This is a genomic window from Salibacterium aidingense DSM 18341 (assembly GCF_000429685.1).
GTDB classification, from domain to species: domain Bacteria; phylum Bacillota; class Bacilli; order Bacillales; family Marinococcaceae; genus Salibacterium; species Salibacterium aidingense.
In genome coordinates, this window is the sequence record NZ_AUCI01000014.1 from 47,674 (window position 1) to 60,624 (window position 12,951).

Annotated in this window: 12 protein-coding genes; 7 read left to right on the forward strand and 5 right to left on the reverse strand. The window is 45.8% G+C overall.

Going from position 1 to position 12,951, the window contains the following annotated elements:
* Window positions 1-183: 183 nt before the first annotated feature.
* The 6 genes from mreB (at window position 184) to G475_RS27265 (ending at window position 4,020) form a co-directional block, all read left to right on the forward strand.
* A complete protein-coding gene (mreB, locus tag G475_RS0114220; RefSeq protein ID WP_026701859.1) occupies window positions 184-1,188 on the forward strand; it encodes a rod shape-determining protein MreB in 1,005 nt (334 codons plus the stop codon).
* A 25-nt stretch (window positions 1,189-1,213) separates the two neighbouring features.
* Window positions 1,214-2,044: a flagellar hook-basal body protein gene (locus G475_RS0114225; protein ID WP_026701860.1), complete on the forward strand. Its 831-nt coding sequence runs from the start codon at window positions 1,214-1,216 to the stop codon at window positions 2,042-2,044.
* Between the two features lie 48 nt (window positions 2,045-2,092).
* A complete protein-coding gene (locus G475_RS0114230; RefSeq protein WP_026701861.1) occupies window positions 2,093-2,935 on the forward strand; it encodes a flagellar hook-basal body protein in 843 nt (280 codons plus the stop codon).
* Between the two features lie 33 nt (window positions 2,936-2,968).
* Entirely contained in the window at window positions 2,969-3,256 is a 288-nt protein-coding gene (locus G475_RS0114235) for a DNA-directed RNA polymerase subunit beta (RefSeq protein WP_051302539.1), read from the forward strand.
* Window positions 3,257-3,399: 143 nt separating this feature from the next.
* Window positions 3,400-3,831 carry a 3-hydroxyacyl-ACP dehydratase FabZ gene (gene fabZ / locus G475_RS0114245; protein WP_026701863.1) on the forward strand — a complete coding sequence of 144 codons (432 nt, stop codon included), beginning with the start codon at window positions 3,400-3,402 and terminating at the stop codon, window positions 3,829-3,831.
* An 18-nt stretch (window positions 3,832-3,849) separates the two neighbouring features.
* Window positions 3,850-4,020 carry a hypothetical protein gene (locus G475_RS27265; RefSeq protein WP_156911711.1) on the forward strand — a complete coding sequence of 57 codons (171 nt, stop codon included), beginning with the start codon at window positions 3,850-3,852 and terminating at the stop codon, window positions 4,018-4,020.
* A gap of 287 nt (window positions 4,021-4,307) precedes the next feature.
* Here G475_RS27265 and G475_RS0114255 read toward each other — a convergent pair whose 3' ends face one another.
* Both G475_RS0114255 and G475_RS0114265 read right to left on the reverse strand, forming a co-directional pair.
* Window positions 4,308-5,927, reverse strand: coding sequence for a response regulator transcription factor (locus G475_RS0114255; RefSeq protein ID WP_026701864.1), 1,620 nt, complete (start codon window positions 5,925-5,927; stop codon window positions 4,308-4,310).
* Window positions 5,928-6,284: 357 nt separating this feature from the next.
* A complete protein-coding gene (locus G475_RS0114265; RefSeq protein ID WP_156911713.1) occupies window positions 6,285-8,075 on the reverse strand; it encodes a sensor histidine kinase in 1,791 nt (596 codons plus the stop codon).
* Between the two features lie 152 nt (window positions 8,076-8,227).
* Here G475_RS0114265 and G475_RS0114270 point away from each other — a divergent pair, with 152 nt between their 5' ends.
* Complete coding sequence (locus G475_RS0114270) at window positions 8,228-9,844, forward strand: MGH1-like glycoside hydrolase domain-containing protein (RefSeq protein WP_026701866.1); 1,617 nt, start codon at window positions 8,228-8,230, stop codon at window positions 9,842-9,844.
* Between the two features lie 36 nt (window positions 9,845-9,880).
* Here the strand turns inward: G475_RS0114270 and G475_RS0114275 are convergent, their stop codons facing one another.
* Genes G475_RS0114275 through G475_RS0114285 form a run of 3 tightly spaced genes read right to left on the reverse strand, consistent with a single transcriptional unit; the run spans window position 9,881 to window position 12,951 of the window.
* Window positions 9,881-11,170 (reverse strand): Gfo/Idh/MocA family oxidoreductase, encoded by a 1,290-nt coding sequence (locus G475_RS0114275; protein WP_026701867.1) that lies wholly within the window; start codon window positions 11,168-11,170, stop codon window positions 9,881-9,883.
* A gap of 37 nt (window positions 11,171-11,207) precedes the next feature.
* The gene (locus G475_RS0114280) at window positions 11,208-12,080 is read right to left on the reverse strand and encodes a glycoside hydrolase family 43 protein (RefSeq protein WP_026701868.1); all 873 of its coding nucleotides are present in this window, start codon (window positions 12,078-12,080) and stop codon (window positions 11,208-11,210) included.
* Window positions 12,081-12,108: 28 nt separating this feature from the next.
* Window positions 12,109-12,951: a carbohydrate ABC transporter permease gene (locus G475_RS0114285; RefSeq protein WP_026701869.1), complete on the reverse strand. Its 843-nt coding sequence runs from the start codon at window positions 12,949-12,951 to the stop codon at window positions 12,109-12,111.

Sequence of the window (12,951 nt, forward strand, 5' to 3'; positions counted from 1 at the left end):
GTAAATCAATTCTTCGACATTAGCATTTGATATATTCCGCTTTTCGCAAAAATATGATAAAATAACAATTTAGAGACTAACGTCTTATAGAACGAAGCATGAACGGTGTCTTTTTATGCAATACTAAGCAGAAAAGCGTCGGCTCATCATATGCGGTTGTAAATCGATAGGAGGAATGAGGGCATGTTTGGCAGGGATATTGGCATTGATTTGGGAACAGCAAATGTGCTTATACATATAAAAGGACAAGGTATTGTATTAGATGAGCCTTCCGTCGTAGCTATTGACAGGCAGAGCGGCAGCGTCATGGCTGTGGGGGAGGAAGCGTTTCGCATGGTTGGCAGAACACCTGGAAATATTATAGCGACAAGACCAATGAAAGACGGTGTTATTGCCGACTTTGATCATACCGAAGCAATGCTGAATCATTTCCTTGTAAAGGTCAATGCCAAGAGTATGATGTCGAAACCGAGAATACTAATATGCTGCCCAACCAATATTACATCAGTGGAACAAAAAGCGATTATAGAAGCGGCGGAAAAGAGCGGCAGCAGGAATGTATTTATTGAGGAAGAGCCGAAGGTTGCCGCGGTCGGAGCAGGAATGGATATATTCCAGCCAAGCGGAAACATGGTCGTGGATATCGGAGGAGGCACAACGGACGTTGCCGTGTTATCGATGGGATCCGTTGTAACGGCTAATTCGATAAAAACAGCCGGTGATCAATTTGACCTGGATATATTGAACTATATTAAAAAGAATTACAAGTTATTAATCGGCGAACGCACAGCGGAAACAGTGAAAAAAGAGGTGGCTACCGTGGCACCGAATGGTCCCGGCCGCGAAATGGAAATCCGCGGACGTGATATGGTGAATGGCCTTCCCCGTACGATTGCAATCGATTCCCGGGAAATATTTGAAGCATTGATGGAATCTGTGAATCATATTGTCCAGGCCGCGAAAAACGTATTGGAACAGACCCCTCCCGAATTGTCCGCTGATATTATTGACCGCGGCGTAATTCTGACCGGAGGCGGAGCTCTTCTGAACGGGATCGATGAGCTGCTTGGTGAAGAGCTTAAGGTTCCTGTCATTATTGCGGAAGAGCCAATGAATTGTGTTGCGAACGGCACAGGCATTATTTTAGAAAACCTGGATAAAATGTCGAACAAAAAAGTGAAGATTTAAAAGCGGGAAGAAAGGGGTTCTATCCATGCTCAGAGGTTTTTACGGTGCAGCTTCAGGTATGCTGGCCCAGCAGCGGCAGACGGAAAGACTGTCAGATAACATGTCGAATATTAACACGCCGGGGTATAAAGAAGATCAAGGCTCTAACCGTACATTTCCAGAGATGCTGATTCAGGCACAGAACCTGGATCATGTGCCGGGCCGCCGTTCTACTCCGATTGGAGAATTGGCCACGGGTGTTTATATGCAGGACCGCTCCCAGAACTTCAGTCAGGGGGACCTGCGGGAAACAGAAAACCAGACGGATGCGGCTCTTTGGCAGGAAGCTCTTCCAGAAGGAGAGGAAGGAGAACCGGGAGCTTTATTTTTTAGAGCTGTGAATGCAGATGGAGAAGAGCGTTATACCAGAAATGGAAACTGGGCTGTGGATGGACAAGGGTTTCTTACGACGAGTCAAGGCAACTATGTCCTTGGAGAAGACGGAGACCCCCTAAATGTCGGCAATGAGAATTTTACGATAGCAGCGGATGGAACCGTGACCGATGAAGAGGGAGAAGAAATCGGCCAGCTGGCTGTTGCATACGCGGAAAATGCCAATGATCTTGTCAAAGAAGGCGGCGGTCTTCTGCGTTTGGAAGGGGAAGAGGAAGGAGCTGTTCTTCCCAGTGCCATCGGCAATGAAGAGATCGACTATCAGGTGAACCAGGGCTTTTTAGAACGGTCTAATGTGGATCCGGGCGAAACGATGACACAGCTTATGAATTCGTACAGAATCTTTGAGTCCAATCAGCGGATGCTGCAGACCTACGATCAGAGCATGCAGCGTGCAGCAAACGATATTGGCAGATTAGGTTAAACACGAGTACTTTGCGTTGGGTATTATCTATAGAGGAGGACAAGCATCATGTATGCATCCGTTTTATCATCGGCCAATACGATGGGACAGCTTCAGCAAAAGCTGGACGGCATTTCCAACAATTTGGCCAACAGCGATCGGACCGGCTATAAGCGGAGGGAGACTACGTTTTCGGACATGTTATTTCAACAGGTAAACAACCAGACGGATCCCCGAAATGATGCGGGCAGAATAACTCCCGGCGGGCTGAGGACCGGCACTGGAGCGGCAGTGGCCCAAACGGCGCTGCGCCTGGAACAGGGCAGTATAAAAGAGACAGAGAGAGAATTGGATTTTGCCATTACGGAACGAGACCAGTTTTTCCAGGTAGAATCGATGGCGGACGGGGAAGCTGAGACCCAGTATACCCGCGACGGATCATTTTATTTATCTGAAAACCCGGAAAACCCGGGAACATGGACGCTCGTAAATAATCAGGGGGATTATCTGCTGGGAGCAGACGGGGAAAGAATGAATATCCCAGCCGGAGCCGGTGATTTTTCCCTGCAGAAAGATGGAACCTTGGAGGCAGTATTGGAAAATGGAGAAGAAGTAGAAGTTGGTCAATTGGAACTGGCCCGTATTACAAAGCCTCAATTGCTTGAAAGCGCGGGCGGCAACAATTATTCCCTCCCGGATCTGGCAGAGCTTGGCTTTGCGGAAGCAGATGTCATCGAGTTCGCTGCTGGTGAAGAAGCCCAGGTGACACAGGGTTCTCTGGAGCAGTCCAATGTCGATATGGGACAGGAAATGACCGATATGATGAATACACAGCGCCATTATTCTTTTAACGCCCGGGCTATTAGTCAGGGAGATCAGATGATGGGCTTGATAAACAGTATCCGCGGCTAGTGGATGGTATTATACTTAACGGAGATTATGATTATGACTCATAACGAAGAAACATCACAAACCCAATCTAGACAAGCAAAAACCCAAGAAAACGATAAACAGGAACAAGAAGCCTCGTCTGATACCAGAACGCGCCAAAAAAAGGAACGTCTACGTCTGGTTCCCATCTGGGCCCGGCTCCTGATCGTCCTGGCCGTGCTGGCAGTCAGTTTATTGGGAGGTTTGATTACAGGCTACGCGCTGGTGGGAGAAGGAGATTCTTTTCAGATCCTGAAGTGGGAAACCTGGGAACAATTTTTCGAATTCATTCATGGAGAATAATACTCGCGGACAGACTCTTGTGGTACATGAGAGTCTTTTTTTAAAAAAAGTTCTTCTCTTAGAAGGAAGGAAAGATCGTAATCCAGTCAGAAGCGGAAGACAGGGGCTTCGCGAAAAAAAGATACGTAAGGAGGAGGATATGGATGCTCTCGATTGATGATATTAAAGATATAATCCCGCACCGCTACCCTTTTTTGCTTATTGATCAAATCACGGAACTGGAAGAAGGAAGGCGGGCGGTAGGCCTGAAAAATGTTTCGGTGAACGAAGAATTTTTTAACGGACACTTCCCGGATTATCCAGTAATGCCCGGAGTTCTTATTATTGAAGCGTTAGCGCAGACGGGAGCGGTAGCGATATTGAAAAAAGAAGAAAACAAGGGCAAGCTGGCATTGTTTGCAGGTGTCGAGAACTGCCGTTTTAAATCGCAGGTGAAACCCGGAGACCAGCTTACCCTGGAAACAGAAATCACAAAACTGCGCGGAAAAATAGGCAAAGGCAAAGGAACAGCGAAAGTAGGCGACACGACAGCCGCGGAGCTTGAGCTGATGTTTGCCATCCAGGATCCCGAATAAGAAAAGGAGACCCTTGAAATGAAAGCATGTATGATAGCAGCGGTCCTATTCATTGCCGTCACCATTATCGGCTCTATGTTAGGTGCCACGAACCCAGAGGCTGATGACATCATAGCTCCGGCAGCGGGCAGCATGGTTACGAGTGCTATCTTTCTCGGGCTGATGACCTGGGAGAACCGAAAGCAATAGATACCGGCAAGGACATAATGGACATTCTCCGAATCAAAATGTCTATAACCAACCTATTGGAGACACAGGAAAGAAATAAGGTAATCATAATGGTCATTAATGAGATATATTGGACAATATAACAAGCTGAAGCTTGCAGAATGGCTCTTTTCTTCGTTTCTTAGACACGTTCCACCGACTCCTGTCTCTAATAGGCTTGATCGAAATTTATTATGGGCGTCATCCAGGAGGCTTTGGAGAATATACGTGACAGGAGGCTCCAGCTTTCCTCTCTCCCCTTATTTTTCTTATTTGTAAAAGGAAGAAGGGCTGACGCCGGTGATAGACTTGAACACCTGGCTGAAGTAAGTGGGGTTCTGATAGCCGACCATTTCACTTACTTCATAAATCATGTATTGGTTTTCTTTTAAGATGTCTTTGGCTTTTTCGATTCGATGTTCGTTTAAATACGTACCGAATGTTTTCCCGGTACCTTTGTTAAACAATTGAGATAAATAGTTTCTGTTCACATATAAAGAACCGGCAATATCGGACAGGGTCAGCTCCTGATCATAATACTGGTCGATGTGCTCTTTCACCGCCTCAATTAACTTGTGGCTTTTTTTACTGTTTAATTCCGCTTTTGTGCTCCTGCTCCATTCCGAAATAATATCTTCCAGCCACTCCACGATTTCCTCCGGGGAAGATTTCGCGTACATGTCTTCGATATAATGAGCCATGATTTGGGAGCTGCTTTCGTTCTCCCGGTTTTTATTTTCCTGGAGAATGATCGTGCTTATAATACTGAGACACAGGTTTTGGATGAGAATAAAAGGATACCTCTGCTCCATGGCGATATCGTGTTCTAAACGGTGCCATACGTCAAATATATTGTTATACTCTTTTTGGTGCACGGCATCTTGAACATCCTTTACCAGTTCAATGGGATACCTTATCTCTTCCCCCGGCTGTTCTTCCGAATAATCCTGCGGACTATATACCTTATTGATCTCCCTGTATTCCCCGATTTCTAACACTTTCTGGCTCTCCCAGAAGGACTCCGTGATTTGAAATAAGTCGGGCCTTTCTTTGCTGATCCCCGCTACGGCAGAAATTTTCATGAATATTAAAATGTTTTTCAATATCGCCTCGGAGATATCCTTACACAGGTCGGGAAAGGCAGGAGGATCTGCCTTCGTAAGAAAAATAATAACAAACATGGAATCGGAGTAGTCGATGATCTGCGTATCGATATCGTTAGCTCCCGCTTCTTTCGTAATGGTTTCCTTAATAATATTTTCTGAGCCAAATTTTTTAAGCTGCCACTCTTTTTCTTTCGATTTTTTTAGGTACGGCGGACGGATGAATGAAATACTTAACACTACGTTGGTTAAGTTTTTCTGAAGATGAAGCAAATCGAGCTTCTCTGCAGGAACATCCGCACTTTTCATTTGTTTAGCTAACATTTCCCGGAACAGAGACTGCCGCATCTGTTCATGGTACTCAGCTACATGTTCTTTATAATGTTTCATCAAGGCGTGCTGCGTTTCGTGAACCTCGATATCTTCTGTAATTTCACGGACCACCGTGGAGATTTCTTCTACAGTACTCGGTTTTAAAAGAAAATGCTGGACGCCGTATTTCATGGCCTGGCGGGCGTTTTCAAAATGATCGAACCCGCTGTGGATCACAATATAGATGTCGGGAAAAGCGGAACGAATGTTTTTTATAAGCTGCAGTCCGTCCATGCCGGGCATGTAAATATCGGTTATCAAAATATCCGGCGGGTCTTGTTTCATTTGTTCGAAGGCCTCTTCGCCCGTCACAGCCGAAGCTTTTACAAACGTATGCAATGTGTCCCAGGGCACGTGCTCAACTAAGCCGTCAATGACGTGTGCATTGTCATCTACAATAAAGACAGACCTCATCTTATCTTTCCTTTCCTTTCTAGAATGCTATGAAAATGTATATAGCGCTTTCTTAGTTATAAGAATAGATACAATTTTTGCTGATTTTCCGGGTGTGTAACCCAAGGAGTGTAAAAAAATGAAAAAAGTAAAGTCAGCAGTCTTTAATGTGGCAGGTTGAATAAAAGGACGGTAATCCTGCGCAGATTCGCTTTCCGCGGGCATGGCCTCAGTCTCCTCCAACGAGCCTGAATGGCTCGAGTCGTGCCCGCGGAAAGCGTCCCGTCTGCAGCGGATGCTGTAAATACAGCAGAATTCTTAGGTGAAGCAGAAGTTAAAAAGGACGAAGCTAGGACGGTTTTCCCGGATTCGTTTTTCTTATCGTTCATTTAAATAGTCCTCTGCTTCTGTCTGCGTTTTAATAATGGGGAGAGTGATCTCCACGATGACTCCCTGTGTGTCTCTGCTGTACAGGGTGGCCCCGAACGTAGAGCCGCAATAGAGCCAGATTCGTTCCTGGGTATTTTTGATCCCGATTCCTGAAGCTTCTTGCGCAGGCAGTTCCTCAGGGAGCCCTTTTCCATTATCGATGATTTGAAGTTTTAACGTATCTTCTTTATAAAAAGCGGTGACACGTATTTCCGGCCGGGTCTCGGGCATGCGGGGAAAGCCGTGTTTAATAGAGTTTTCGATAAAGGGCTGGAGAATAATTTTGGAGACATATAATCGTTTCATGGCCGCGGGGATATCGATGGTATAGCTGATGTCCATATGAAAACGGGCTTTTTGAATATTGATGTAACAGTCCGCATGCACCAGTTCGTCCCGCAGAGGGATAAATTTCCGTCCGCCGGTCACGCCAATGCGGAACATTTTACTTAATTGGTTCACCATATAGCTGATGTCCTCCGCCTTATAATCCAGTGCTCTCCAGTGTACCATTTCCAGGGTATTATAAAGAAAATGAGGTGAGATCTGAGCCTGTAATGCTTTGACCTCCGCTTCGCGCTTTCCTTTATGCTCTTTATCTATTTGTTTGATGCTTTCTTCTAACCTTTCCGCCATGTTATTGAAATTTTTTGAAAGAATGTTATATTCCTCAATATAATGACTTCCCAGCCGGTAATGAAAATTCCCTTTTTCGACTTCCCGCATCCCGCGGATCATTTTGTTGATGGGAAAAATGAGTTTTCTTCCTGCCCAAATGGCCAAAGGAATAGAAAAAAGCAGCCCGATGAGTCCGATGACCATGACACTCCAGCCAATTTTTTTGGTTTCTTCGTAGAGGACATCCATCGGTGTAATGTGCACGAGCCGCCAATGATTGTACGTTTCACTTGAAATCATAAACAAGTAATTCAGATTTCCTTCCTTTAAAATGTTGTGGTAATTAAAATCGTCTGCATACCTTGGTTTTATTTTGTTATAGGTTCCATTCTGCCTCGAAACCACCTGGTTTGTGATCGATTCCTCGGTGCTGCCATCGTCCTGCAGAATAACCCGTTCTCCCGCATCCACCAAAATGTAAGAATCCTTGTTTGGATGAATGTTTTCTCCGCCAGACATCGCTTCTATAATCGTACTTACCAGAACATTCACCTTCACATACCCGATCGTGTTCCCGTAGTTGTCTGATAAACGATGAATGTAACTGATAATTTCCTCTCCGTTCCTGGAGGTATGGTTAGGAACCCAGCCATTATCCATTTCATTAATGACTTGAAACCAATCCTCCTCTTTCGGCGTATCAGAAGAATACACAGCGCTGCCGGAGACCGTAGGGTACTCCTCATAACGATCCGTGTAAATATTGATCGAATGAATATTTCGTTTAAAGCTTAATAAGGTATTTAATAGTTCCGTCAGCTCCCGCTGTTCCACAATCGCTTCATAGCTCGTTAATTGTGTGTTGGAAAAAATTTGTTTCACGTCATTATTCAGTGCCACATACACCCCGGCATCACTGATACTATTTATAAAATTAGATACCTTTTCTACCCTTTCATTTAATAACGTAAGTCGGGTTTCACTGATTTCCTCTGACGTGAATTCGAAAAAAACTTTATAGGAGATATACGTGACACTGGTTAAAAATAAGACGTGAATCACAACAAAACTGATCACCGTCACCATCGTAAGGTTATTACACATGGATAAAAATTTCTTCATTATTTTCACCGGAAACCTTTCTTTCTTAAAATACTAAGCATAGAAGCACAAAGTATTATTTTTGTTGAGGAAACGCTTACTTTTTTTTATTTCCTACAGACAAAGCTCCCGTTATACTTATAATCAATAAAGGAAAGGGGTGGACTTCTGTCATGTTTGATACCATTCGCAAACGATTGAAAAAGCCGCTGCCGCTGCAGGAAAATAACCCGCTGCATAGAGAATTTCTTGAATCCGGGGTACATTTCGTTTGTAATAATAGGGAATTGGAGAGAACGTTTGAACGTGCCGTCGAAGAATTATTTGAATGTATAACGTTTGATTTCAATGGAACCCCGGTCCTGCTGGAAGGCGGGGTTTATCCGGGGTGCTGGCTGGAGAGCACGGGTACCATCAGCGCGGAAGTATTATCACGATTCATGCCGTCCGTATCAAAAGCGACGTTTGAAATGTTTGCCGATAACCAGCTGGAGGATGGACTGCTTCCCTATAAAGTAACGGCGGACGGCCCCGCTTACCGGCAGATTCAAATGGTTACTCCTTTAGCAAGATCAGTATGGAATCATTATTTATTGCATCCGGACGAATCATTTTTACATAAAATGTATCAGGCTGTTGAAAGGTTTGATCGGTGGCTGGTTCAGTATAGAGATACAAGGAAGACAGGCTGCGTGGAAGCTTTTTGTACCTTTGATACTGGGCATGATTTATCCCCGCGGTTTTGGCATATTCCGGATACTCCCTATTTACAAGACCCCCGCCGCTGCCATCCCCATTCTCCAGTCCTGCCTTTTCTGGCACCGGATTTAACAGCGAATGTTTTCTGTCAGCGAACGTATAGCGACGTCATGGCCGAAGAGCTAAACTTACCGAATCAGTGGAAGGAAGCGGCCGAAGCCTCGTTTCATAGTTTAATGACGTATTGTTTCGATGAGGAAGACCATTTTTTCTATGATATCGATCGAAATGGGAAGAAAGTAAAGATTCAATCGGATATTCTTCTGCGTGTGATGGCGTGTGAAGTTGGAGACGCCGCTTTCTTTCAAGAAGCACTGCAGCGCTATCTGCTGAATACGAGAAAATTCTATGCGAATTATCCGTTGACCTCGATCGCAATGGATGATCCGAGGTTTGACCCGTTTTCGCATTATAACAGCTGGGCCGGTCCTACCAATTTCTTATCCGTGCTGCGCACCCCTCATGCATTTGAATATCATCAGCATCACGTGGAACTTTCCTGGATCTCTCAACAAATATTGGACGCGTTCACGAGAATGACCCATTTCTCGCAGTGTATCAGTCCGTGGACAGGAGAAGCCGGTTTTACAAGTGGTTATTCTCCGGCTATTATCAGCACCCTGGATATCATCGAACGCTACTGTGGCATCATGGTACGCCCCGATAGCAAGATTTGGTTCACCGGTTTAGTCCCGCCATGTGTGGAGAAGGGGGCGGAAGGAAGCCGCAGCACCGCCTACCGCAGGAAAATAGATGGTGATGAGTATGAATTAGTGAACACCCCTCAGGAATCCAGAGTTTACAAAAATGACAGGCTGCTCTATCAATTCCCGAATGGTATCCGGGTAGCCGCAGACCGGGAAGGTCGTTTGCAATCCATTACTGGGATGAGTATCCAGACGATAACAGGCAGCCTTTTTTATCAGGAGGAGCCGTATTCCTTCACGATTCATGGAAACCAGGAGCTGACCTTCAGTGCAGCGGGATTTACAACGAGATCGGATGTTGGGGTAGTTACCCCCTCCTATTAGGAGCAGGGTATAAAAAACAGGGCGAGCCCTGCTTCTTCACCTTTTAAAACTTACTAATTCATCTACATTTACGGCTTGGCCGGTACGTAATGATTGGTTTCCGGCGATTCCGGTTAATATCGACAGCGCCCCATCGATATGAGAAGCAGACCGTTCATCCCGGACGCCCAATGGCTCCCCGAAAAGGTCGTGGAGCAGAAGAGGATCCCCGCCGCCGTGTCCACCGGCCCCCTCTTCTATATCGACGTCATACGGGGGAGCAAACATAGGCATCACCGTAATGGATTTTTCGGCAATGGCCCCTTCTTCTGTTTTGGCTCCGCCGGAATTAATATAAGACTGTTCCCTGATACGCATCTCGATCCGGCCTTTGCTCCCATTGAACGAAACGATAAAGCCTTCCCACGGCAGGTAAGCGTTTAAGGAATACGTAAGAATAGCCTTATTTTTGTACGTAACCAGCACTCCGAGTGTGTCCTCGATGCTGATTCCATCACTGAATACACTTTGATCCCGCTGGTAGCCATCTTCGTGTTCGGCATCGAGATACATCGCTTTCAGATGGGGATGTTGATCCAGCTGCAGGGCAAAAGGATCTTCCTTTGCCGCTTCACTGCCTGTGCCGCGTTGATAAAAGGTGGTTTCTCCCCGCGATTCCGCGTTTTCCTTCCCATAAAACCGTAACCCGCCATTGGCATAAACCACGTCGGGTTCTGTATTCAGCCAGTAATGAACGAGGTCAAAATGATGGGTCGATTTGTGAACGAGTAAACCCCCGCTGTTGTTTTTATCACGATGCCAGCGCCGGAAGTAATCAGCCCCGTGCCTCGTGTCCAGCGCCCATTCAAAATGAACCGAGTAAATGTCACCGATGATGCCGGATTCGATCAGTTCTTTCATTTTCGTATTATGAGGGGCATACCGGTAATTGAAAGTAACCCGGACGCTGCGGTTGGTGCGTTGCACCGCATCCAGAATCTCCTGGCATTTTTCTTCATCGATGGTCATCGGTTTTTCGGTGATGACATCGCATCCCAATTCCAGGGCCTGTATAATATAGGCATGATGCGTCCGGTCCACACTGGTAACTATGACGATGTCCGGTTTTTCTTCTTCTATCATGTTTTTAAAGGCAGCGGTGGGATACACAGCTACTGGGGGATGGTCATACCGCTTTTGTAATAAGGAATTCGCATAATTCATTCTTGTATGGTTTATATCACAAAACGCCGCTAGTATAGCAGTATCTTTGAAGTCCCGGGCAATAGCTCCATAAAAAAATTCAGCCCTTCCTCCGGTACCTACCACTACATACTTCTTTTTCATATCATCCGCCAACTCCTTTCTTCTCGTATAACTTTTTTCAAACTTTCAGCTCGTTTACCTGGACAAAGATAGGCCGCTCATTGGGCGTAGTGTTTGGGGCGTGTAAAGCCAACCGCAGATTGTTTTCAAAATCCCGGAACAGCATGCCGTGGCCGCCGTCGTTTGTATATACCGGCTGTGGTCTGTGTTCCCAGGGGCCGGTAATGTGGCCGCTGATAGATTTGGAGATACCCAACGCATAGGCGTTTTCCCTAAAACTGGACCAGAGCAGAAGAAGGTCATCATTTGTATTTTTATAAAGGAACGGACCGTCCGTCACATAATTGCTGACAGATGTTTTGTGGCGGGGATGTTGAAAAGGGGTGGGCCAGGGCACCTCGGAAGCGCGGAATAATAGTTCCGGCTCTCCATCTCTTTCTTTTAAGTCCCTTGTCATGGGAACGGCACATATTTCGCCATCCCCGACCTGCACCCATTCGTGACAAAAAACCATCCACGGTTTTTCCTTCTCATCCACATACAGGGTCCCATCGAGTGAAAACCAGGAGGCAGGGGTAATGGGACCGTCGCTGTGCGGAAGAAACGGCCCCAGTAAATCATTGGATTTCAACACAGCAGTACCGCGTTTGTTATTGTCTTTTCGTAAAAAGGTGGAAAACATATAATAGTCTCCGTTATAGGGATATACCTCCGGAGCCCAGAAGTTATCCTCGGAAAAAAAGGAAGTTTCCGGCCGGAAGACGGGGAAAGGGCCCTCCCAATTCTCAAGGTCCTTTCCTATATAAACATCAAATCCCGTTCCTTTTCCCCATATGTCAGGGTCCGTGCTGCCGAATAGATAATATTTCTTCTCTTCCGGCTCCGGGTACACAAACGGATCCCGGATTTGTATCTCGTGGTTCTTGACCATAACGGTTTTCTCCTTTCCGCTAAAATCATTACCCCTTTACTCCCGTGGTGGCAATCCCTTCCACAATCTGCCGCTGAAATAAGAAGAATAAGATCATGATCGGCAGCAGGGATAAAACGGACATCGCAAAAACCGCTCCCCACAACGATTCTCCCTGCGAATCCAAAAATAAACGTAATCCTAAAGGCACGGTAAAGTTCTCCACGGTGTTCAAGTACAGGAGCTGACTGAAAAAGTCATCCCATGTCCAGATGAAAGTGAAAATGGCGGTAGTCAGCAGCGCCGGTTCCGCCAAAGGCAGAATGATGCGGGAATAGATTTGAAACGGGCCGCAGCCATCGATAATGGCACTTTCATCCAATTCTTTTGGGATTCCCCGGAAAAACTGCACCATCAAAAAAATGAAAAACGCATCGGTTGCTAAAAGCTTGGGCACGGTTAAGGGCAGGATCGTATTGATCCAGCCAAGGTTATGAAAGATGGCATACTGCGGTACCAATGTGACATGGGTGGGAAGCATGATGGTCAACAGCATGCAGGAAAAAAACACTTTCTTCAGAGGAAAATCCAGCCTGGAAAAAGCAAAGGCTGCCATTGAACAGGTAAGAAGATTGCCCAGGACAGCAATAATACTTATTACAAAAGAATTTTTGAAAAACAGGCCGAAGGTAACGTCCCCTACGGCATTCCACCCCTTTACATAGTTTTCAAGGGTAAATTCCGACGGCCATAACCCCGGCTCTGAAAAAATAAGGCTCTCCGGTTTTAAAGAACTCGCCAGCAGCCATATGATCGGGTACAGCATAACGAAACCAAAGATGATAATAAACGCATAGAGCAGGAATTTTCTAAGCGGTAAGGACCAAGTCAT